This window comes from Streptomyces sp. NPDC093225 (assembly GCF_044753805.1).
Classification (GTDB): Bacteria; Actinomycetota; Actinomycetes; order Streptomycetales; family Streptomycetaceae; genus Streptomyces.
The window spans coordinates 106,871-132,081 of sequence record NZ_JBIVNX010000001.1; the positions used below are offsets into that span (position 1 = coordinate 106,871).

The window sequence follows — 25,211 nt, forward strand, 5'->3', positions numbered from 1 at the left end:
GCACGGCCGCCCGACCCCTGCGGTGCCTTTCGCGGGCGCACGCACATTCATTCACCGTGCTTGTCAATTCCGAATACCGGCGGCATTATTATGCGGTCGCACCCGCATAGGTCCACCGCGTCACGACGTGCGCCGAGACGGCGCTCCGACCGCTTTCCTCCCGGACGATTTCCGGTCGCCGTACAGGGGTTGAACCAGGAATCACACTAGGGGCCGCTAGGGGACCGATAGGGGTTTCTGTCGCGACATCTCCGTGCCAGGGTCATGACCGATCCCCGGTTTTCTCTGCACGGATTGATGGAGCGCGCGATGTTGAACGAGTCCCCGGATTTCGCAGCCGAAACCGACGGCGCCTCCCAGGCCGGCGGAAACCGGGACCTCCGTGGCGACGCCACCCCGGAGGGCTGGCGCGCCCTCCTCACCGGACTGACCGACGGCGAGCAGCACACCCTGCTGCTCGACCGCGTCTCGGCCCTGGTGACCGCCTCCCTGCGCGACGCCGCCCCCGACGTCCTCGACCCGCACCGCTCCTTCATCGACCTGGGGTTCGACTCCCTGGCGGCCGTCGACCTGCACGCCCGGCTCGTCGCGGCCACCGGCCTGCGCCTGCCCGTCACGCTGGCCTTCGACCACCCCACCCCGGCCCGTCTCGCCGAGCGCGTCCGCGCCCTGCTCCGGGGCGGCGCCGCTCCCGCCGAGGCCCCCGTCACCGCCGCCGTCAGCAGCGACGAACCCATCGCCATCGTCGGCATCGGCTGCCGCTTCCCGGGCGGCGTGCATTCCCCCGAATCCCTCTGGGACCTCGTCGCCGCCGGCACCGACGCCATTTCCGAATTCCCCACCGGACGCGGCTGGAACCTCGACGGGCTCTACGACCCGGACCCCGACCGCGCCGGCACCAGCTACACGCGCGAAGGCGGATTCCTCCACGACGCCGACCAATTCGACGCCGCGTTCTTCGGAATTTCCCCGCGCGAGGCCACGGCCATGGACCCGCAGCAGCGACTGCTCCTGGAAACCTCCTGGGAGGCGTTCGACCGGGCCGGGGTCGACCCCGCCGCGCTCCGCGGCGAACAGGTCGGCGTGTTCGTCGGCGCGGAAACGCAGGAATACGGCCCCCGTCTCCAGGACGCCGCCGACGGGTACGAGGGCTACCTCGTCACCGGCAACGCCGCCAGCGTCGCCTCCGGCCGCATCGCCTACACCTTCGGCTTCGAGGGCCCCACGGTCACCGTTGACACCGCCTGCTCCTCCTCCCTGGCCGCCCTGCACCTCGCCGTCCAGGCCCTGCACGCCGGCGAGTGCTCCCTCGCCCTCGCCGGCGGCGTCGCGATCATGGCGAGCCCCGGCTCCTTCGTCTCCTTCAGCCGCCAGCGGGGTCTCGCCCCCGACGGCCGCTGCAAGCCCTTCGCCGCCGCCGCGGACGGCACCGCCTGGGGCGAGGGCGCCGGCATGCTGCTGGTGGAGCGGCTCTCCGACGCCCGCGCCAAGGGCCACCAGGTGCTGGCGATCGTCCGCGGCACCGCCCTCAACCAGGACGGCGCCAGCAACGGCCTGACCGCCCCCAGCGGCGCCGCCCAGCAGCGCGTCATCCGGCAGGCCCTGGCCAACGCCGGCCTGTCGTCCGGCGACGTGGACGCCGTCGAGGCCCACGGCACCGGCACCCGGCTCGGCGACCCCATCGAAGCCCAGGCCCTGCTCGCCACCTACGGCCAGGACCGCCCCGCGGACCGCCCCCTCCTGCTCGGCTCGCTGAAGTCCAACATCGGCCACACCCAGGCCGCCGCGGGCGTGGCCGGCGTCATCAAGATGGTCATGGCGATGCGGCACGGCGTGCTGCCCCGGACCCTGCACGTCGACGCCCCGACCCCGCACGTCGACTGGACGGCCGGCGCCGTCTCGCTGCTCACCGACCCCGTCGAGTGGCCGGCCTCCGGAACCCCGCGCCGCGCGGGCGTCTCCTCGTTCGGCATGAGCGGCACCAACGCCCACGCGATCATCGAGGAACCGCCGGCCGCGGAGGCGCCGGTCGAGGCCCCGTCCACCGGCGAGCCGGCGGCCGCGGAAGCGGGCGTCGGGAACGCGGGCGTCGGGGCCGCGGCGGTAGGGGAAGCGGCCGTGGGCGAGGCGCCCGACGGAGAGCCCGGGACCGAACCCGATGCAGGTCCCGGGGCCGGTCCCGAGGCGACGCCGGCACCCGCGGTCCTGCCCTGGGTCCTGTCCGCCAAGACGCCCGAGGCCCTGCGCGCCACCGCGCGCCGTCTGGCCGACTGGGTCGACGCCCACCCCGGGGCCACCTCCCTCGACATCGGCCACTCCCTCGTCGCCACCCGCGGCCGGTTCGAACACCGGGCCGTGGTCCTCGGCGGCGACCGCACCGCGCTCCGGCACGGCCTGCACGCCCTGGCCGACGGCACCGCCACCACTGCCTCTGCATCTGCCTCCGCCACTGCCTCGGCCGGCGTGTGCGGGCCCGCGACCGTCGTCCGGGAGGAGCCCGCCGCGGGGCGCACCGCCGTGCTCTTCACCGGCCAGGGCAGCCAGCGCCTCGCCATGGGCCGCGAACTGTACGCGACGCACCCGGTCTTCGCCGACGCGCTCGACGACGCTTGCTGGTACCTGGACGAGCAACTCGAACACCCCCTCCTGGACGTCCTGTTCGCCGAGGAGGGCAGCCCCGGTGCCGCCCTCCTGCACCAGACCGCCTACACCCAGCCCGCGCTGTTCGCGCTGGAGGTGGCGCTGTTCCGGCTCGTCGAGTCGTGGGGCGTGCGCCCCGCCTTCCTGGCCGGGCACTCCGTGGGCGAGATCGCCGCCGCTCACGTGGCGGGCGTGTTCTCCCTGGAGGACGCGTGCATGCTGGTCGCGGCCCGCGGCCGGTTGATGCAGGCCCTGCCGACGGGCGGAGCCATGATCGCGGTGGCGGCCTCGGAGGACGAACTCCTGCCGCTCCTCGACGAGCGCGTGACCGTCGCCGCGGTCAACGGCCCGCGGTCGGTCGTGATCGCGGGCGACCAGGACGCCGCCACCGCCGTCGCCGAAGCCTTCGAGGCCCGGGGCCGGAAGACCAAGCGGCTGACCGTGAGCCACGCGTTCCACTCGCCGCACATGGACGGCATGCTCGACGAATTCCGCCGCGTGGCGCAGGTACTGGACTACGGCACCCCCACCCTCCCGGTCGTCTCCCTCCTCACCGGGACCGCCGCCACCGCCGCCGAACTGGCCGACCCCGAGCACTGGGTGCGGCACGTGCGCGAGCCGGTCCGCTTCCTGGACGGCGTCCGCACCCTGCGGGCCCGGGGCGTCGACGCCTTCCTGGAGCTGGGCCCCGACCCCGTCCTGACGGCCATGGCCCAGGACTGCCTGCCCACCGACGCGCCGGCCCCCGCGCCCCCCGTCCTCGCCGCCGCGCTGCGCTCCGGCCGTCCCGAGGCCCGCACCCTCCTCGACGCCGTCGCCCGCGTGTTCGCACGGGGCGCGGACGTCGACTGGCCCGCGTTCTTCGCCGGTACGGGCGCGGGCCGCGTCGAGCTGCCGACGTACGCCTTCCAGCGGCAGCGCTACTGGATGGACGCCCACACCCCGGCCGCCGGGCCGGCCGGGGTCTCCGGACCCGGCACCGGTCCGGCCGACACCGCGTTCTGGGAGGCGGTCGAGCAGCAGGACGTGGCCGCCCTCGCCGCCGCGCTCGAACTCGACGCGGACGGCGAACAGCCCCTGATCGAGGTCGTCCCGGCCCTGTCGGCCTGGCGGCGCCGGGTACGCACCCGCTCCGAGGTGGACGGGTGGCGCTACCGGACGTCCTGGAAGCCCCTGGCGGACGCCGCGGCCGGCGGCGCACGGCTGTCGGGTGCATGGGTCGTGGTGACCCCCGGGGCCCCCGGTGTGGACGACGCGCCGGTGGTCGCGGCGCTGGCCGGGCGTGGTGCGGAGGTCCGTCGGGTCGTGGTCGGGGCGGATGGTGCCGACCGTGCCGTGCTGGCGGGTCTGCTGGCCGGCGAGGACGCCGCGGGCGTCGCCGGTGTCGCCGGTGTGGTGTCGCTTCTGGCCCTGGACGGGTCTGCGGGTGTGGTGGCCACGGCGGGCCTGGTGCAGGCGTTGGGTGATGCCGGGGTGGGGGCGCCGTTGTGGTGTGTGACCCGGGGTGCGGTGTCGGTGGGTCGTTCGGATCGGTTGGTGTCTGCGGTGCAGGCTCAGACGTGGGGCTTGGGTCGTGTGGCCGCGTTGGAGGTGCCGGAGCGGTGGGGTGGTCTGGTCGATCTTCCCGAGGTGTGGGACGAGCGGGTGGTGGGCCGGCTGGTCGGTGTGCTGGCGGGTGGTGCGCCGGGTGAGGACCAGGTCGCGGTGCGGTCGTCGGGTGTGTTCGGACGCAGGCTCGTCCGGGCCGCTTCCGGAACGGGCGATCGGTCGTGGGAGCCGTCAGGGACGGTCCTGGTGACCGGTGGTACGGGTGCGCTGGGTGGCCGTGTGGCCCGGTGGCTGGCGGGTGCGGGGGCCGAGCGGCTGGTGCTGACCAGCCGCCGGGGCGCCGATGCTCCGGGTGCTGCGGAGTTGGTCGCGGAGCTGTCGGAGTCGGGTGTCGAGGTGTCGGTCGTGGCGTGTGACGCCGCTGACCGGGAGGCTCTGCGGGAGCTGCTGTCCGCCGAGGTGGAGGGCCTGACGGCGGTGGTGCACACCGCCGGTGTTCTGGACGACGGTGTTCTGGACTCCTTGACGCCCGAGCGTTTCGAGAGCGTGCTGCGGGCGAAGGCCGACTCGGCGCGCAACCTGCATGAGCTGACGGTCGAGCTGGGCATCGAGCTGTCCGCCTTCGTGCTGTTCTCCTCGATGAGCGGAACCATCGGTGCGGCCGGGCAGGCCAACTACGCGGCGGCGAACGCCTACTTGGACGCGTTGGCGGAGCTGCGGCGGGCGGCCGGGCTGGCGGCGACGTCGCTGGCGTGGGGTCCGTGGGCCGAGGGCGGCATGGCCGCCGACGGGGCGATGGACGCCCGGATGCGCCGCGAGGGCGTGCCCCCCATGGCCCCCGAGGCCGCCGTCGCCGCGCTGGCACAGGCCGTCGGCGCCGGCGAGACCGCACTGACCGTCGCCGACATCGCCTGGGACCGCTTCGCGTCCGTGGTGGCAGCCGTCCGCCCCAACCCGTCGGTCGCCCAGTTCGTCACCGTCGCGAAGGCGGTCGAGGCCGTGGCCTCCGGCCACGGGACCGTCGTGACGGGCGCCGACGTCGCGGGGGCCGCTTTCGCGAGGCTGGCCGAGCTGCCCCGGGCCGAGCAGGAGCGTGAGCTGCTGGGTCTCGTCCGTACGCACGTCGCGGCCGTCCTCGGCCACGACAGCGCCGACGCCGTGGGCGCCGAACGCGCCTTCAAGGAACTCGGCTTCGACTCGCTGGCCGCCGTCGACCTGCGCAACCGCCTCGGCGCGGCCACCGCGCTGCGGCTGCCCGCCACGCTCGTCTACGACTACCCGACCTCGGCGGCCCTCGCCGCGTACCTGCGCGGGGAGCTGGCCGGCGGCGAGCGGTCCGCGGCCACCGCCGAGCCGGTCGCCGTCGACGAGGACCCGATCGCCGTCGTGGCGATGAGCTGCCGCTTCCCCGGCGGCGTCCGGAGCCCGGAAGACCTCTGGGGTCTGCTCGCCCAGGGCGCGGACGCGGTCTCCCCGTTCCCGGTCGACCGCGGCTGGGACCTGGACGGCCTCTACAGCGCCGACCCGGACCGGCCCGGGACCTCGTACACGCGCGAGGGAGGCTTCCTCCACGACGCCGCCGACTTCGACGCGGACTTCTTCGGGATCTCGCCCCGCGAGGCCCTCGCCATGGACCCGCAGCAGCGTCTGCTGCTGGAGACCTCCTGGGAGGCGTTCGAGCGCGCCGGCATCGACCCGGCCGTGCTCAAGGGCAGCCGCGCCGGCGTGTTCGTCGGCACCAACGGCCAGGACTACCTCTCCCTCGTCGCCGGGGACGCCGACGGCCTCGAGGGCCACGTCGGCACGGGCAACGCGGCGAGCGTCGTCTCCGGCCGCCTGTCGTACGTCTTCGGCCTCGAAGGCCCCGCGATCACCGTCGACACCGCCTGCTCCTCGTCGCTGGTCGCCCTCCACCTGGCCGTGCAGGCCTTGCGCCAGGGCGAGTGCACCCTGGCTCTGGCCGGCGGCGTGACCGTGATGTCCACGCCCGACGCGTTCATCGACTTCAGCCGTCAGCGGGGGCTGGCGGAGGACGGCCGGATCAAGGCGTTCGCGGCGGGTGCGGACGGTACGGGCTGGGGCGAGGGCGTCGGCATGCTGCTCGTCGAGCGGCTCTCCGACGCCCGCCGCAACGGTCACCCCGTGCTGGCGGTGGTGCGTGGTTCGGCGATCAACCAGGACGGTGCGAGCAACGGGCTGACGGCTCCGAACGGTCCGTCGCAGCAGCGCGTGATCCGTGCCGCGCTGGCGAGCGCGGGCCTCGGTGCCGCCGACGTGGACGCGGTGGAGGCGCACGGTACGGGTACGCGGCTCGGCGACCCGATCGAGGCGCAGGCCCTGCTGGCCACGTACGGCCAGGAGCGGGTCGGGGGCCGGCCGCTCCTGCTGGGGTCGCTGAAGTCGAACATCGGGCACACCCAGGCCGCCGCCGGCGTCGCCGGCGTCATCAAGATGGTCCTCGCCCTGCAGCACGGGCTGCTGCCGCGGACCCTGCACGTGGACGAGCCCACCCCGCACGTCGACTGGTCCGCCGGCGAGGTGGAGCTGCTGACCGAGGCCGTGGAGTGGCCGCGGAGCGACCGTCCGCGCCGCGCGGGCGTGTCGTCGTTCGGCCTGAGCGGTACGAACGCCCACACGATCATCGAGGAGGCGCCGGCCGACAGCGCTGACGGCACCGCGCCCGAGACCCGGGCCACCGACGCCGCGCCCGTCGTGCCGTTCGTCGTCTCGGGCAAGGGCGCGGCGGGGCTCCGCGCCCAGGCCGAGCAGCTCGTGGCGTGGATGACGCGGAACCTGCACGTCGCCATCGCCGACACCGCGTACTCCCTCGCGGCCGGCCGCTCGGCGTTCGAGTCACGTGCGGTGTTGATCGCGGACACCGGGGACCGCGAGGCGGTCCTCGCCGGCCTGCGCGGCCTCGCCGCAGGTGCGGAACTGCCCGGCCTGGTGCGGGGGACCGTCACGGAGGGCGGGCTGGCCTTCCTGTTCACGGGGCAGGGCAGTCAGCGGCTGGGCATGGGGCGTGAGCTGTACGACGTCCACCCCGCGTTCGCGGATGCGCTCGATGCCGTGTGCGCACGTATGGATGCGCACCTCGAACTGCCTCTGAAGGATGTTCTGTTCGGCTCTGAAGCCGCCGTGCTGGATCGGACGGAGTACGCCCAGCCGGCGCTCTTCGCGGTCGAGGTGGCGCTGTTCCGGCTGCTGGAGTCGTACGGGGTGCGGCCGGACTTCGTGTCCGGTCACTCGATCGGCGAGATCGCCGCCGCGCACGTGGCCGGGGTGCTGTCGCTGGACGACGCGTGCGTGCTGGTGGCTGCGCGCGGTCGGTTGATGCAGGCGCTCCCGGCGGGTGGGGCGATGGTCGCGGTGGAGGCGTCGGAGGACGAGGTCCTGCCCCTGCTGACCGAGGCCGACCGGGTGAGCCTCGCGGCGGTCAACGGCCCGCGGTCTGTCGTGGTCGCGGGCGACGAGAACGCGGCGGTCGCGATCGCCGAGGCCTTCGCGGCCCGGGGCCGCAAGACCAAGCGGCTCACGGTCAGCCACGCCTTCCACTCGCCGCTCATGGACGGGATGCTGGACGACTTCCGCCAGGTGGTGGAGGGGCTGTCGTTCGCGGCCCCGGAGATCCCGGTGGTCTCCAACCTGACCGGTGCCGTGGTCACCGACGAGATGGGCTCCGCCGACTTCTGGGTGCGGCACGTCCGCGAGGGTGTGCGCTTCCTGGACGGCGTCCGCGCGCTGGGGGCCGCGGGCGTGACGACGTACGTCGAGATCGGGCCGGACGGCGTGCTGTCGGCGCTGGCCCAGGAGTGTCTGACGGACGCCCGGGCCGACGTGGCCTTCGTGCCGGTGCTGCGCGCGGGCCGCCCGGAGGTGGAGACGGCTCACGCGGCCGTCGCCCGGGCGTACGTGCGGGGTGTGGAGGTGGACTGGTCCACCGCGTTCGCCGGTACGGGCGCGGAGCGCGTCGAGCTGCCGACGTACGCCTTCCAGCGGCAGCGGTACTGGCCCGATGCGGCCCTGACGGGCGGCGGTGACGCACCGGTGCGGTCCGCCGACGCGGTCGACGCCCGGTTCTGGGACGCGGTCGAGCGCGGAGATCTGGCGGCCCTGCTGGCCGACCTGGAGGTCGACGGCGACGCGAGCTTCGGCGAGTTCGTCCCCGCCCTGGCCGCCTGGCACCGGCAGAACCGGGAGCAGGCGCAGGCCGACGCCTGGCGCTACCGGGTGCAGTGGAAGCCGCTGACGGCCGTCGCGGCTCCGGAGCTGCCCGCAGGGGAGTGGCTCGCCGTCGTTCCCGAGGTCCTCGCCGACGACGCCCTCGTGGAGTCCGTCGCCGCGGCGCTGGCCGGGCGTGGTGCGGAGGTCCGTCGGGTCGTGGTCGGGGCGGATGGTCTCGATCGTGGCGTACTGGCGGGTCTGCTGGCCGACTGCGATGCCGGGGGTGCCGCGGGCGTGGTGTCTCTGCTCGCGCTGGACGAGTCCGGGTCCGCTGGTGTGGTCGCTACGGCTGCTCTCGTGCAGGCGTTGGGTGATGCCGGGGTGGGGGCGCCGTTGTGGTGTGTGACCCGGGGTGCGGTGTCGGTGGGTCGTTCGGATCGGTTGGTGTCTGCGGTGCAGGCTCAGACGTGGGGTCTGGGTCGTGTGGCCGCGTTGGAGGTGCCGGAGCGGTGGGGTGGTCTGGTCGATCTTCCCGAGGTGTGGGACGAGCGGGCGGTGGGCCGGCTGGTCGGTGTGCTGGCGGGTGGTGCGCCGGGTGAGGACCAGGTCGCGGTGCGGTCGTCGGGTGTGTTCGGACGCAGGCTCGTCCGGGCTGCCCGTGCGGAGGGTTCCGCGTCGTGGGAGCCGTCCGGGACGGTTCTGGTGACCGGTGGTACGGGTGCGCTGGGTGGTCGTGTGGCGCGGTGGCTGGCGGGTGCGGGGGCCGAGCGGCTGGTGCTGACCAGCCGCCGGGGCCCGGATGCTCCGGGTGCTGCGGAGTTGGTCGCGGAACTGTCGGAGTCGGGTGTCGACGTGTCGGTCGTGGCGTGTGACGCCGCCGACCGGGACGCCCTGCGCGAGCTGCTGGCCACCGAGGCCGAGACCCTCACCGCGATCGTCCACACCGCGGGTGTCCTCGACGACGGCACGATCGACGCCTTGACTCCCGAGCGTTTCGAGAGCGTGCTGCGGGCGAAGGCCGACTCGGCGCGCAATCTGCACGAGTTGACCGTCGAGCTGGGCATCGAGCTGTCCGCGTTCGTGCTGTTCTCCTCGATGAGCGGAACCATCGGTGCGGCCGGGCAGGCCAACTACGCCGCGGCGAACGCCTACTTGGACGCGCTGGCGGAGCTGCGGCGGGCCGCCGGCCTGGCGGCGACGTCGCTGGCGTGGGGTCCGTGGGCCGAGGGCGGCATGGCCGCCGACGACGCCCTCGAAGCCCGGATGCGCCGGGACGGAGTGCCCCCGATGCCGGCCGGGCCGGCCATCCGCGCACTCCACCAGGCCGTCGGCGCCCCCGACCCCGTCCTGACGGTGGCCGACGTCGAGTGGGACCGGTACCTCGCCGGCCACACCGCGGTACGCCGTACCGCCCTGTTCGACGAGCTCGGCGAAGCGCGCACCACCCGTACGTCGGCCGAGGCCCGACCCGGCCGCACCGCCGAGCAGGCGGACGCCCCCGCGACCCTCGCCGGACGCCTCGCCGCTCTCGCGCCCGCCGAGCGGGAGCGGGAGCTGCTGGACCTCGTACGAACGCACGTCGCCGCCGTCCTCGGCCACGGCAGCGCCGACGCGGTCGGCGCGGAGCGTGCCTTCAAGGAGCTCGGCTTCGACTCACTGACGGCCGTCGAGCTCCGCAACCGCCTGGGCGCGGCCACCGAGCTGCGCCTCCCCGTCACCCTCGTCTACGACTACCCGACCTCCGCCGCCCTGGCCGAGCACCTCCGCGACGAGCTCCTCGGCAGCCTCCCCGCCTCCCGCACCGTGCTGCCCGTCGCCACGGCGGTCGACGTCGACCCCGTCGCGATCGTCGCGATGAGCTGCCGCTTCCCCGGCGGCGTGCAGACCCCGGAGGAACTGTGGCGACTGCTCGCGGACGGGACGGACGCGGTCGCCGCGTTCCCCGCCGACCGCGGCTGGAACCTCGACCGCCTCTACAGCCCCGACCCCGACCGGCCGGGGACCTCGTACACCCGTGAGGGCGGCTTCGTCACCGGAGGGGCCGACTTCGACGCGGACTTCTTCGGCATCGCGCCGCGCGAGGCCCTCGCCATGGACCCGCAGCAGCGCCTGCTGCTGGAGACCTCGTGGGAGGCCTTCGAGCGGGCCGGGATCGACCCGACCACCCTGCGCGGCAGCCGCGCCGGCGTGTTCGTCGGCACCAACGGCCAGGACTACCTCTCCCTCATCACGCGCGAGCAGGACGGCGGCCTGGAAGGCCACGTCGGCACCGGCAACGCGGGCAGCGTCATGTCCGGCCGCGTCTCGTACGTCTTCGGGCTGGAAGGCCCGGCGGTGACCGTCGACACGGCGTGCTCGTCGTCGCTGGTCGCGCTGCACTGGGCGGCCCAGGCGCTGCGCAACGGCGAGTGCGACCTCGCCCTGGCCGGCGGCGTCACCGTCATGTCGACGCCCGAGAACTTCATCGACTTCAGCCGTCAGCGGGGGCTGGCGGAGGACGGTCGGATCAAGGCGTTCGCGGCGGGTGCGGACGGTACGGGTTGGGGTGAGGGTGTCGGCATGCTGCTGGTGGAGCGGCTGTCGGATGCCCGGCGCAACGGTCATCCGGTGCTGGCGGTGGTGCGTGGTTCGGCCGTCAACCAGGATGGTGCGAGCAACGGTCTGACGGCTCCGAACGGTCCGTCGCAGCAGCGGGTGATCCGGGCCGCGCTGGCGAGTGCCGGCCTGTCGGCCGCCGATGTGGATGTGGTGGAGGCGCACGGTACGGGTACGCGGCTCGGTGATCCGATCGAGGCGCAGGCGCTGCTGGCGACGTACGGCCAGGACCGGCCCGCAGACCGGCCGCTGCTGCTGGGTTCGGTCAAGTCGAACATCGGTCACACGCAGGCCGCCGCCGGCGTCGCCGGCGTCATCAAGATGGTTCTGGCCATGCGGCACGGGGTGCTCCCGCAGACCCTGCACGTGGACGCCCCGACCCCCCACGTCGACTGGTCGACCGGTGACGTGGAGCTGCTCACCGAGGGCCGGGAGTGGCCGGCGACCGGACGTCCGCGCCGGGCCGGCGTCTCCTCGTTCGGCATCAGCGGCACCAACGCCCACACGATCATCGAGCAGGCCCCGGACGTCGAACCGACGGTGGACGCCGGGCCGCGCCCGGCGGACCGACCCACATCCGTCCGCGCCCTTCCCCACATCCCCTACCTCCTCTCCGGCCGGACCGACGAAGCCCTCCGGGCCCAGGCGGCAGCGCTGGTCGCCCACTTCGACACCGCCGGGAACGACGCCGTGGACGCGGCCGACGTGGCCTACTCCCTCGCCACGAGCCGCGCCCACCTCGACCACCGCGCCGCCGCCGTCCTGGCCCTCGAGAACGGCGAGGACCTGCGGGACGCCCTGGCCCGACTCGCCGCCCCCGAGACCGCTTCCCGGACGGCGACGGGCACGGCCGGTGACGGCCGCACCGCCTTCCTGTTCACGGGGCAGGGCAGTCAGCGGCTGGGCATGGGCCGTGGGCTGTACGACGTCCAGCCCGCGTTCGCGGATGCGCTGGACGCCGTGTGCGCCCGTATGGACGCGCACCTCGAACGCCCGCTGAAGGACGTCCTGTTCGGGTCGGATGCTGCCCTGCTGGATCGGACGGAGTACACCCAGCCGGCGCTGTTCGCCGTCGAGGTGGCGCTGTTCCGGCTGGTGGAGGGCTGGGGTGTGCGGCCGGACTTCGTGTCCGGGCACTCGATCGGTGAGATCGCCGCCGCGCACGTGGCGGGGGTGCTGTCCCTGGACGACGCGTGCGCGCTGGTCGCGGCCCGCGGCCGGCTCATGCAGGCGCTCCCGGCGGGCGGGGCGATGGTCGCGGTGGAGGCGTCGGAGGACGAGGTCCTGCCGTTCCTGGGCGAGGACGACCGGGTCGGCGTCGCCGCGGTCAACGGCCCGCGATCGGTGGTGGTCGCCGGTGACGAGGGCGCGGCGGTCGCGATCGCCGGGGCCTTCGCGGCGCAGGGTCGCAAGACCAAGCGGCTGACGGTGAGCCACGCGTTCCATTCGCCGCTCATGGACGGGATGCTGGACGACTTCCGCGAGGTGGTGGCGGGCCTGTCCTTCGCCGCGCCCCGGATCCCGGTCGTGTCCTGCCTGACCGGTGCCCTCGTCACCGACGAGATGGCCTCGGCGGAGTTCTGGGTGCGGCACGTCCGCGAGACCGTCCGCTTCCTCGACGCCGTCCGCGCCCTGGAAGCCGCGGGCGTGACGACGTACCTCGAACTCGGACCCGACGGCGTGCTCTCCGCCCTCGCCCAGGACTGCCTGACCGGCACCCCGCACGCCGTCTTCGCCGCGCTGCTCCGTTCCGGCCGCTCCGAGGTCGAGACCGTGGTCAGTGCCCTGGCCCAGGCGCATGTCCGTGGTGTGGGGGTCGACTGGGAGGCGTTCTTCGCGGGTTCGGGTGCGCGGCGGGTGGACCTGCCGACGTACGCGTTCCAGCGGCAGCGGTTCTGGCCGAGCGCGTCGGTGTTCGCGGCCACGGATCCGGAGTCGATCGGTCTGGGCGACGCCGGGCACCCGCTGCTGGGTGCGGCGGTGGCGCTGGCCGACTCCGAGGGCGTGCTGCTGGCGGGCAGGCTGTCGCTCGACACCCACCCCTGGCTCGCCGACCACACCATCCACGGCTCCGCCCTGCTGCCCGGCACCGCCTTCGTCGACCTGGCGATCCGGGCGGGCGACCAGGTCGGTTGCGAGGTGCTGGAGGAGCTGACGCTGGAGGCGCCGCTCGTGCTGCCCGAACGGGGCGGCGTACAGCTCCAGCTCGTGGTCGAGGCGCCGGACGCCGCCGCGCGGCGGTCCTTCGCGGTCTACTCGCGCCGCCAGGACGCGCTCGCCGACGAGCCGTGGACCCGCCACGGGTCCGGTGTCCTCGCCACGGGCGCCGGGTCGGAGGCCGCCGTCCAGGGCTTCGACGGGCTGGCCGAATGGCCGCCGGCGGGCGCCGAGCCGGTCGACGTCCGTGGACTCTACGAGGAACTGGCCGCGCAGGGAGTCTCGTACGGGCCGCTGTTCCAGGGGCTGAAGGCCGCCTGGCGTCGCGGGGAGGAGCTGTTCACCGAGGTCGTCCTGCCGGAGGACGGTCGTCGGGACGCGGCCCGGTTCGGGTTGCACCCGGCCCTGCTCGACGCCGGTCTGCACGCCATCGGCCACGGCGCCCCCGCCGAGCGGGCCGAGGCCGGTGCCCTCCTGCCCTTCGCCTGGTCGGGCGTCTCGCTCTACGCGGTCGGCGCGTCCGCTCTGCGGATGCGCCTGGCTCCGCCGTCGTCCGGGGACCCGCACACGCTGGCGCTGCTGGTCGCCGACGAGACGGGCCGGCCGGTGGCGGCGGTGGAGTCGCTGACGCTGCGCCCGGCCTCCGCCGACCAGGTCCACGCGGCCGGCGGTGGCCTCGAGTCGCTGTTCCGGGTGGAGTGGCTGCCCGTGTCCGCAACCCCCGCGCCATCCGCCTCCGGAGACCTCCGCTGGGCCGTGCTGGGGCAGGACGCGATCGGCCTGGACGGGCCGGTAGGGCCGGGTGCGCGGGTCACGGAGTACGCCGACCTGGCCGCGCTCGGTGCGGCCCTCGAGGCCGGCGAACCGGCTCCCGACGCCGTGTTCGTCATGCCGGCAGACGGAGACGGGCAGTGCGCGGACGACATGGTCGGCCGGGTGCACAGCACCGTGAACGCGGCCCTGGTGGCGGTGCAGGAGTGGCTGGCGGACGAGCGGTTCGCGGGCACGCGCCTGGTGTGGCTGACGTCGGGTGCGGTGGCCGTGGAGCGGGGCGCGGGGGTGGCGGACCTGGTGGGCAGCGCGGTGCGCGGTCTGCTGCGCTCGGCGCAGTCGGAGAACCCCGGCCAGCTCCTCATGCTCGACCTCGGTGCCGACGTCGACGCGGCGTCGCTGGCCGCGGTTCCCGTCGCGTTGGCGGCGGGGGAGCCGGAGCTGGCGATCCGTGCCGGTGCCGTCACCGCGCCTCGCTTGGTGCGCGTGGCGTCGTCCGAGAGCGCGGGCGAGGTGTCGGCCGCGGCGATGGGCGATCCGTCCGGGACGGTTTTGGTGACGGGTGCGACCGGTGGTCTGGGTCGGTTGTTCGCCCGGCATCTGGTGGCCGCGTACGGGGTGCGGCGTCTGCTGCTCACGAGTCGGCGCGGTCCGGACGCGGCCGGCGCTGCCGAGCTGGTGGCGGAGCTGGAGGGGTGGGGTGCGGAGGTCGACCTCGTCGCGTGTGATGTGGCCGATCGCGAGGCCCTGGCCGCTCTGCTGGCGTCCGTGCCCGCGGAGCACCCGCTGACCGCTGTCGTCCATACGGCAGGCGGGCTGGACGACGGTGTCCTGGCGTCCCTCACGCCGGAGCGGGTGACGACGGTGCTGCGTCCGAAGGTGGACGCCGCCTGGAACCTGCACGAGCTGACCCGGGACCTGGGCCTCTCCGCTTTCGTGCTGTTCTCGGGTGCGGCGGCCGCGTTCGGTGCGGCCGGTCAGGCGAACTACGCGGCCGCGAACTCCTTCCTGGAGGCGCTGGCCGAGCGGCGTCGGGCGGAGGGTCTGCCGGCGACCGCGCTCGCCTGGGGCCTGTGGGCCCCGCAGGACGGCGCTGACGGGGGCATGGCGGGGCAGCTCGACGAAGTCGATCTGCGCCGCATCGCCCGGGACGGCGTCGCCGCCCTCACCGCCGCCGAGGGCCTGGCCCTCTTCGACACGGCGGTCACGGTGGATGCGGCGGCGGTGCTCGTGCCGATGCACCTCGACGTGGCGGTACTGCGTGCGCAGGCCGCGTCAGCCGGCTCGACCCCCGCCCTGCTGCGGGCGCTCGTACGGGTGCCCGCCCGCCGCACGGTGGAGCGGCTCGCCGGGAGCGGCGGTGCGGACGCCCTCTCTCCGCTGGTCGCCCGCCTCGCGGCGGTGCCCGCCGCGGAGCGTGAGGGGGTGTTGTTGGAGGTGGTGTGCGGTCGGGTCGCGGCCGTGCTCGGTCACTCCGGTGCCGATGCGGTGGCTGCCGAGCGTGCCTTCCGCGACCTGGGCTTCGACTCGCTCACGGCTGTCGAGCTGCGGAACGTGCTGAAGGCGGAGACGGGCCTGCGCCTGCCCCCGACGTTGATCTTCGACTACCCGACGCCGGTGGCCCTGGCCCGCCACCTCCTCGCCGAGCTGGCGCTGACGGCCGACGTCGACGGCGGGGCCGGAGTACGCGCAGGCCTGGTGGCGCCCGTACGGCCGACCACCGCCCTCACCGACGACCCCATCGTGATCGTCGGCATGGGCTGCCGCTTCCCCGGCGGCGTCCGCACCCCCGAGGACCTGTGGCAGCTCGTCGCCACGGGCGGCGACGGCATCACCGCCTTCCCGGCCGACCGGGGCTGGGACGCCGAGGCCCTGTACCACCCCGACCCGGACCACGCGGGGACCTCGTACACGCGGGAGGGCGGCTTCCTGCTCGACGCGGCCGAGTTCGACGCGGACTTCTTCGGGATCTCGCCGCGCGAGGCCCTCGCCATGGACCCGCAGCAGCGTCTGCTGCTGGAGACCTCGTGGGAGGCCTTCGAGCGGGCCGGCATCGACCCGGCGACCGTGCGGGGCAGCCGTACCGGTGTCTTCGCGGGCGTCATGTACCACGACTACGTATCGGGCATCGGCATCGGCATCGGTGACGGTGCGGGCTCCGGTGAGGAACTGCCCGAGGGCGTCGAGGGCTACCTCGGCACCGGCAACTCCGGCAGCATCGCCTCCGGTCGCGTCTCGTACGCCTTCGGGCTGGAGGGCCCGGCGGTGACGGTGGACACGGCGTGCTCGTCGTCGCTGGTCGCGCTGCACTGGGCGATCCAGGCGCTGCGCAACGGCGAGTGCGACATGGCGCTCGCCGGCGGTGTCGCGGTCATGGCGACCCCGGAGACGTTCGTCGACTTCAGCCGCCAGCGCGGGCTCTCGGCCGACGGGCGCTGCAAGTCGTTCGCGGAGGGTGCGGACGGTACGGGCTGGGCCGAGGGTGCGGGCATGCTGCTCGTCGAGCGTCGGTCGGACGCCGTGCGCAACGGCCACCCGATCCTCGCCGTCGTGCGCGGCTCCGCCATCAACCAGGACGGTGCGAGCAACGGCCTCACCGCACCCAACGGTCCGTCGCAGCAGCGCGTGATCCGCGAGGCCCTCGCCGCGTCCGGCCTGTCGGCTGCCGATGTGGATGTGGTGGAGGCGCACGGTACGGGTACGCGGTTGGGTGATCCGATCGAGGCGCAGGCGCTGTTGGCGACGTACGGGCAGGACCGGCCGGAAGGTCGTCCGCTGCTGTTGGGCTCGATCAAGTCGAACATCGGTCACACGCAGGCTGCGGCGGGTGTCGCGGGCGTCATCAAGATGGTCATGGCGATGCGGTACGGGGTGCTTCCGCAGACCCTGCACGTGGATGCCCCGTCGAGTCGTATCGACTGGGAGGCGGGCGACGTCGAGCTGCTGAGGGAAGCGGTGGAGTGGCCGGAGACCGGTCGTCCGCGCCGGGCCGGTGTCTCCTCGTTCGGCATCAGCGGCACCAACGCCCACACGATCATCGAACAGCCGCCCGTTGCCGACCCTGCGGATCAGCCCGGCGCCGACCGGGCGCTGCCGGTCGTCCCCTGGGTGCTCACGGGCAAGGGCGAGCTGGCGCTCCGTGCGCAGGCGCGTCGGCTCCTCGACTTCGTCCTGTCCGCGCCGGAGGCGCTGCGCGCGGTGGACGTCGCGTGGTCGCTGGCCGCAGGGCGGGCGCGGTTCGAGGACCGTGCGGCGGTCGTGGCCGCGGATCGCGAGGGTCTGCTGGCGGGCCTGGCCGCGCTGGCGGAGGGTGGTGCGGCCGCGGGCCTGGTGACGGGTTCGCCGGTCGGCGGGAAGACCGCCTTCCTGTTCACGGGGCAGGGCAGTCAGCGGTTGGGCATGGGCCGTGAGCTGTACGACGTCCAGCCTGCGTTCGCGGATGCGCTGGACGCCGTGTGCGCCCGTATGAACGCGCACCTCGAACGCCCGCTGAAGGAGGTCCTGTTCGGGTCGGATGCTGCCTTGCTTGATCGGACGGAGTACGCCCAGCCGGCGCTGTTCGCCGTCGAGGTGGCGCTGTTCCGCCTGGTCGAGTCGTGGGGCCTGGAGCCGGACTTCGTGGCCGGTCATTCGGTCGGTGAGATCGCTGCTGCGCATGTGGCCGGTGTGCTGTCGTTGGACGACGCGTGCGTGTTGGTGGCTGCGCGGGGTCGGTTGATGCAGGCGTTGCCTCCGGGTGGGGCGATGGTCGCGGTGGAGGCGTCGCAGGACGAGGTCCTGCCGCTGCTCTCCGAGGGTGTGAGCATCGCCGCGGTCAACGGTCCGCGGTCGGTCGTGGTCGCGGGTGACGAGAACGCGGTGGTCGCCGTCGCCGAGGCCTTCGCGGCCCAGGGTCGCAAGACCAAGCGGCTGGCGGTGAGTCATGCTTTCCATTCGCCGCTCATGGACGGGATGCTGGACGACTTCCGCGAGGTGGTGGCGGGTCTGTCCTTCGCAGCGCCCCGGATCCCGGTCGTGTCCTGCCTGACCAGTGCCCTCGTCACCGACGAGATGGGCTCCGCCGACTTCTGGGTGCGGCACGTCCGCGAGGCCGTCCGCTTCCTGGACGGGGTGCGGGCCCTTGAGGCCGCGGGCGTGACGACGTACCTCGAACTCGGACCCGACGGTGTGCTCTCGGCCCTGGCGCAGGAATGCGTGACGGGCGAGGGCGCCGCCTTCGTACCGGCCCTGCGGACCGGTCGGCCCGAGGCCGACACCGTCGTGGCCGCGCTGGCCCGGACCGATGCACGTGGTGTCGCGGTGAACTGGGCCGCGTTCTACGGTGGTTCGGGTGCACGGCGGGTGGAGCTGCCGACGTACGCCTTCCAGCGCCAGCGCTACTGGCTGCCGATGGCGGGCGGTGGCACGCGGACCGGCGCCGCAGACGAGCTGGACTCCCGGTTCTGGGACGCCGTCGAGCGCGAGGACCTGGAGTCGCTCGCCGCCACCTTCGACGTGACCGACGCGAGCGCCTGGAGCACGGTCCTGCCGGCGCTGCCGGCCCTGTCGGCGTGGCGCCGTGGTCTGCGCACGCAGTCCGAGGTGGACCGCTGGCGCTACCGGGTGTCGTGGCAGCCGCTGGCCGACGGTACGTCCGGGGCGCGGCTGACCGGCTCGTGGTGGGTGGTGGTTCCGGCCGGCTGTGTCGACGACACCGCCCTGGTCGAGGCCCTGGCCGGGCGGGGCGCCGAGGTCAGGCGCGTCGTCCTCGAGGCCCGTGCGGACCGCGCCGCGCTGACCTCACTGCTGGCCGAGTGCGACGCCGACGGCGTCGCCGGCGTGGTGTCCCTGCTCGCGCTGGACGAGTCTGCGGGTGTGGTGGCTACGGCAGGCCTGGTGCAGGCGTTGGGCGACGCCGGGGTCGACGCGCCGCTGTGGTGCGTCACCCGGGGCGCGGTCGGCGTCGGCCGCTCCGACCGCCTCGTCTCGGCGGTGCAGGCGCAGACGTGGGGGCTGGGCCGGGTCGCCGCGCTGGAGCTTCCCGCGCGCTGGGGCGGTCTGGTGGACCTGCCCGAGACGTGGGACGAGCGCACCATGGCCCGTCTGGTGGGCGTACTGGCCGGCGGCACCGGCGAGGACCAGGTCGCCGTACGCTCCTCCGGTCTGTTCGGACGCCGCCTCGTCCGTGCCGCCGGCGGACGCTCCGACCGTGCCTGGTCGCCGTCCGGGACGGTTCTGGTGACCGGTGGTACGGGTGCGCTGGGTGGTCGTGTGGCGCGGTGGCTGGCGGGTGCGGGGGCCGAGCGGCTGGTGTTGACCAGCCGCCGGGGCCCGGATGCTCCGGGTGCTGCGGAGTTGGTCGCGGAGCTGTGTGAAACGGGTGTCGAGGTGTCGGTCGTGGCGTGTGACGCCGCCGATCGGGAGGCCCTGCGCGTGCTCCTGGAGGCCGAGGCCGGGGCGTTGACCGCGGTGGTGCACACCGCCGGTGTGCTGGACGACGGTGTTCTGGACTCCTTGACCCCCGACCGTTTCGAGAGCGTGCTGCGGGCGAAGGCCGCCTCGGCGCGCAATCTGCACGAGTTGACCGTCGAGCTGGGCATCGAGCTGTCCGCCTTCGTGCTGTTCTCGTCCATGAGCGGCATGACCGGTTCGGCCGGACAGGCCAACTACGCCGCGGCCAACGCCTACTTGGACGCACTGGCCGAGCAGCGGCGGGCCGCCGGGCTGGCCGCGACCTCGTTGGCGTGGGGTCCGTGGGCGGAGGGCGGCATGGCGGCCGACGAGGGGCTCGACGCGCGGATGCGGCGCGAGGGCCTGCCGCCCATGGCGCCGGAGACGGCAATGGCCGTGCTGCGGCAGAGCGTCGCGTCGCCGGACGACGCGGCGGTGCTGGTCGCCGACGTGGACTGGGACCGCTTCGGGCCTGCCTTCACGGTGGTACGGACGAGCACCCTCTTCGCCGAGCTGGTGGAGTCCCGGCCCGCGGAGCCGGCCGCCCCCGGCGAAGTCGTGGGTGGTGCGGCGGTCGAGCGGTTCGCCGGGCTCGGTGCGGTGGAGTTGGAGCGGGAGCTGCTGGGGCTGGTGCGTGCGCAGGTCGCGGCGGTTCTGGGGCATGGCGGTGGTGATGCCGTGGGTGCGGAGCGGGCGTTCAAGGAGCTCGGGTTCGACTCCTTGACGGCGGTCGAGCTGCGCAACCGGCTCGGTGCGGCGACCGGTGTGAGTCTGCCGGCGACGCTGATCTTCGACTATCCGTCGGCTTCTGCTCTGGCGGGCTTCTTGCGGGACGAGCTGCTGGGGACGGGGGTGGAGATCGCCGGTCCGGTGGCCGTCGCGGGGGCTGGGGTGGCGGATGATCCGATCGCGATCGTGGCGATGAGCTGTCGTTTCCCCGGTGGTGTCCGTACTCCTGAGGAGTTGTGGCAGCTGCTGGCGGCGGGTGGGGATGCGATCGGTGCGTTCCCGAGTGATCGGGGTTGGGATCTGGAGCGGCTCTACAGCCCGGATCCGGACCGGCAGGGCACGTTCTACGCCCGTGAGGGTGGGTTCCTCTACGACGCCGCGGATTTCGATGCGGACTTCTTCGGGATCTCGCCTCGTGAGGCCCTGGCCATGGATCCGCAGCAGCGGCTGCTGCTGGAGACGTCGTGGGAGGCGTTCGAACGGGCCGGCATCGACCCGGCGAGCGTCCGCGGCAGTCAGGCGGGCGTGTTCGTCGGCACCAACGGCCAGGACTACGGGACCATGCTCGACTCGGTTCCGGACGGCATCGAGGGTTTCCTGGGGACGGGTAACGCGGCGAGCGTCGTCTCCGGTCGGCTGTCGTACGCCTTCGGGCTCGAGGGTCCCGCCGTCACCGTCGACACCGCCTGTTCCGCCTCCCTGGTCGCGCTGCACTGGGCCATCCAGGCCCTGCGCAACCGCGAGTGCGACCTGGCCCTGGCCGGCGGTGTGACGGTCATGTCCTCGCCGGGTGCCTACATCGACTTCAGCCGCCAGCGAGGCCTCGCCGAGGACGGCCGCATCAAGGCGTTCGCGGCCGGTGCCGACGGCACGGGCTGGGGCGAGGGCGTGGGCATGCTGCTCGTGGAGCGGCTCTCCGACGCCCGGCGCAACGGGCACCCGGTCCTCGCGCTCGTGCGCGGCTCCGCGATCAACCAGGACGGGGCCAGCAACGGCCTCACCGCCCCGAACGGCCCCTCCCAGCAGCGCGTCATCCGCGCCGCCCTCGCCAACGCCGGCCTGTCGCCCGCCGAGGTCGACGCGGTCGAGGCGCACGGCACCGGCACCCGCCTCGGCGACCCCATCGAGGCCCAGGCCCTCCTGGCCACCTACGGCCAGGACCGCCCCGCCGACCGGCCGCTGCACCTCGGGTCGATCAAGTCGAACATCGGTCACACGCAGGCCGCCGCCGGCGTCGCCGGCGTCATCAAGATGGTCCTGGCCATGGACCACGGGGTGCTCCCGCAGACCCTGCACGTCGACGAGCCGACCCCGCACGTCGACTGGGAGGCGGGGGAGATCGCCCTGCTGACCGAGCGGCGCACGTGGCCGGAGACCGGTCGCCCGCGCCGGGCGGGCATCTCCTCGTTCGGCTTCAGCGGCACCAACGCCCACACCATCATCGAGCAGGCCCCGGCGGCCACCGAAGAGACCGGACCGTCCGGTAGTCCGCGGCAGCGGCCCGAGCTCCTGCCGTGGGTGCTGTCGGCGAAGACCGGTACCGCTCTGCAGGTCCAGGCCGAGAGGCTGGCGACCCGCATGTCCTCGGACGAGTCGCTCGAGCCCGTCGACGTGGCCTACTCGCTGGCCACCTCCCGCTCGGCCCTCGACCACCGGGCCGTCGTCGTCGCGGACGAGCGCGAGGAGTTCCTGGCGGCGCTGACGGCCCTGGCCACCGGTGAGCAGGTGGCGGGGCTCGTCAGCGGACGGGTGTCCGCCGGTGCCACGGCGTTCCTCTTCACGGGGCAGGGCAGCCAGCGGCTGGGCATGGGCCGTGAACTGTACGCAGCCCAGCCCGCGTTCGCGGACGCGCTGGACGCCGTGTGCGCCCGCATGGACGCCCACCTCGAACTCCCGCTGAAGGACGTCCTGTTCGGCTCTGAAGCTGCCGTGCTGGACCGGACCGGGTACACCCAGCCGGCGCTCTTCGCCGTCGAGGTGGCCCTGTTCCGACTGGTCGAGAGCTGGGGCGTGCGGCCGGACTTCGTGTCCGGGCACTCGGTCGGCGAGATCGTCGCCGCGCACGTCGCCGGGGTGCTGTCCCTGGACGACGCGTGCGCGCTGGTCGCGGCCCGCGGCCGGCTCATGCAGGCGCTCCCGGCCGGCGGCGCGATGATCGCCGTCCAGGCCTCGGAGGAGGAGGTCCTCCCGCTGCTGTCGGAGGGCGTGGGCATCGCCGCGGTCAACGGTCCGCAGGCGGTGGTCGTCTCCGGTGACGAAGACGCGGCCGCAGTGATCGCCGCGGCGTTCGAGGCCCGGGGCCGCAAGACCAAGCGGCTCGCGGTCAGCCACGCTTTCCACTCGCCCCTCATGGACGGGATGTCGGACGACTTCCGCAAGGTCGTCGAGGGGCTGGCGTTCGGCGCCCCGCGGATCCCGGTCGTCTCGAACCTGACCGGCGCCCTGGTCACCGACGAGATGGGTACGGCCGACTTCTGGGTCCGCCACGTCCGCGAGGCCGTCCGCTTCCTCGACGGCATCCGCACCCTCGAAGCTGCGGGCGTGACGACGTACCTGGAACTCGGGCCCGACGGCGTGCTCTCCGCCCTCGCGCAGGACTGCCTGACCGAGCCGGCCGAGTGCGCACCCGTGTTCCGTGCGGGTCGTCCCGAGGCGGACACCCTCGTCGGTGCCCTCGCCCGGGCGTACGTCCGGGGCGTGGCCGTCGACTGGGCGGCGTTCTACGCCGGCACCGGCGCCCGACGCGTGGACCTGCCCACCTACCCGTTCCAGCGCAAGCGGTACTGGCTGGACGAGGGCCAACGCGGCACTGCCGCGACGCCCGCGGTCACGGACGGCGGGGCGGCGGACGCGGCCTTCTGGGAGGCCGTCGACAACGCCGACCTCGGCGCCCTCACCACCACCCTCGACATCGACATCGACGCCGATCAACCGCTGAGCGCCCTGCTGCCCGCCCTGTCCGCCTGGCGGCGGCAGCGCACGGAGCGGTCGGTCGTCGAGGGCTGGCGCTACGCGGTGACCTGGAAGCCGCTCGGGGAACCGGACGCGGGCGCGCGCCCCGCCGGGACCTGGCTCGTGGTCACCGCCGGTGCCGGCGCCGGGGCCATCGGACCCGACGGGCCCCCCGAGGTCGCGGACGCGCTGCGCGCCCACGGCGTGGACGTGCGGGAGGTTCCGCTCGGCATCGAGGCGACCGACCGGGCCGCCGTCGCGGACCTGCTGCGCACGGCGCTCGCCGGGACCCGCGCCGACGGCGTGGTCTCCCTGCTGGCCTTCGCCGAGGACCCGCACCCGGCCCACCCCGCGGCACCCGCGGGACTCCTGCTGACCGGGGCGCTGGTCCAGGCCCTGGGCGACGCCGGCGTCGACGCCCCGCTGTGGTGCGTCACCTCCGGCGCCGTGGCCACCGGCCCGGCCGACCGGGTCCGCAGCGCCGCCCAGGCCGGGCTGTGGGGCTTCGGCCGGGTGGTCGCCCTGGAGCACCCCGAGCGCTGGGGCGGCCTGGTGGACCTGCCCGCCCGGGCGGACGCGCGGACCCTCGACCGGCTGCTGGCCGTACTCGGCGGCGCGGCCGCCGGGCGCGGCCAGGTGCACGGGCGCGGGCAGGCGCACGGGGACGGGCCGGTGCCCGGACTCGGGTACGAGGACCAGCTCGCCGTACGCTCCGCCGGGCTCCTGGCCCGCCGGATCGGCCGGGCCCCCGTCCCCGCCCCCGCGGCCGGTGCCGCCGGCGTGGACCGTGCGCCCTGGCGGCCGCGCGGCACCGTCCTCGTCACCGGTGGCACGGGCGCGCTCGGCGCCCACGTCGCCCGCTGGCTCGCGGCGAACGGCGCCGAGCACCTGGTGCTGGCCGGCCGACGCGGGCCGCAGGCACCGGGGGCCGAGGCCCTGGTCACGGAACTGGGGCGGCTCGGCGCCCGCGCCACGGCCGTCGCCTGCGACGTGACCGACCGGCAGGCCGTACGCGACCTGCTCGTCGCCCTCCGCGACGACCCCGGCGCCCCCGCCCTCACCGCGGTCTTCCACACGGCGGGCGTCGGCCAGCTCGCGCCGCTCGCCGAGACCGGACCGCAGGACACCGCCGCCGTCCTCGCCGCCAAGGCCGCGGGCGCCGACCACCTCGACGAGCTGCTCGGCGACACCGAGCTGGACGCCTTCGTCCTGTTCTCCTCGATCGCCGGCGTCTGGGGCAGCGGCGGGCAGGCGGCCTACGCGGCCGCCAACGCCCACCTTGACGCCCTGGCGCAGCGGCGCCGGGACCGCGGCCTGGCGGCCACCGCCGTGGCCTGGGGCCCCTGGGCCGAGGGCGGTCTCGTCGCCGATGAGGAGGCCGCCGGGCAGCTGCGCCGCCGCGGGCTGCCGGTGATGGCCCCCGAACGGGCCGTCGCCGCCCTCCGGCAGGCGCTGGACGCGGGGGACACCACCGTCACGGTCGCCGACGTCGACTGGGACCTGTTCGTCCCGGCGTTCACCGCGTCCCGGCCGCGCCCGCTGATCGCGGACCTCCCCGAGGTGCGCCGCGTGCTCGACACCGAGGACCGCGCCGGCACCGCACCCGGCGGCGACGGAGCCGCCGGGGACGCGGACCGGCTGGTGGCCGAGCTGCGCGCCGCCGGCGCCGACGAGGCCGAACGGATCCTGCGCGACCTGATCCGCACGCACGTCGCCGCGGTGCTCGGGCACGACGGGGCCGCCGCGGTCGAGGCGGGCCGGGCCTTCAAGGAGCTCGGCTTCGACTCCCTCACCGCGGTCGAACTGCGCGCCCGACTCGGCGCGGCCACCGGACTGCGGCTGCCCGCCAGCCTCGTCTTCGACCACCCGACCCCCGCCGCCCTGGCCGCGCACCTGCGGGCCGAACTCCTCGGCGAGGACACGGCGCCCGCGCTGCCGGCGCTCGCGGAGATCGACAAGTTGGAGTTCGCCCTCGCCTCGGTCCCCGTGGACGACGCCGCCGAACGCGCCCGCGTCACGGCCCGGCTCGAAGCGCTCCTGGCCGACTGGAACAAGGCCGAACGCGCGGCCCACGCCCTGGAGGACGAGGAGGCGGCCATCGAATCGGCGTCCGCCGAGGACCTCTTCGACATCATCAACAACGAATTCGGAAAATCCTGACCCTTGATGCCCGATCCGATGCCCCAGCCGAATCCCGCATGCATTCCGCATTTCTCCAGGAGGTG

At 74.5% G+C, this 25,211-nt stretch carries 1 protein-coding gene; it reads left to right on the plus strand.

Annotation, left to right across the window (positions count from 1 at the left end):
• The first annotated feature begins 309 nt into the window (after window positions 1–309).
• Window positions 310–25,146: a type I polyketide synthase gene (locus ACIQCH_RS00500; RefSeq protein ID WP_402576359.1), complete on the plus strand. Its 24,837-nt coding sequence runs from the start codon at window positions 310–312 to the stop codon at window positions 25,144–25,146.
• Window positions 25,147–25,211 lie beyond the last annotated feature (65 nt).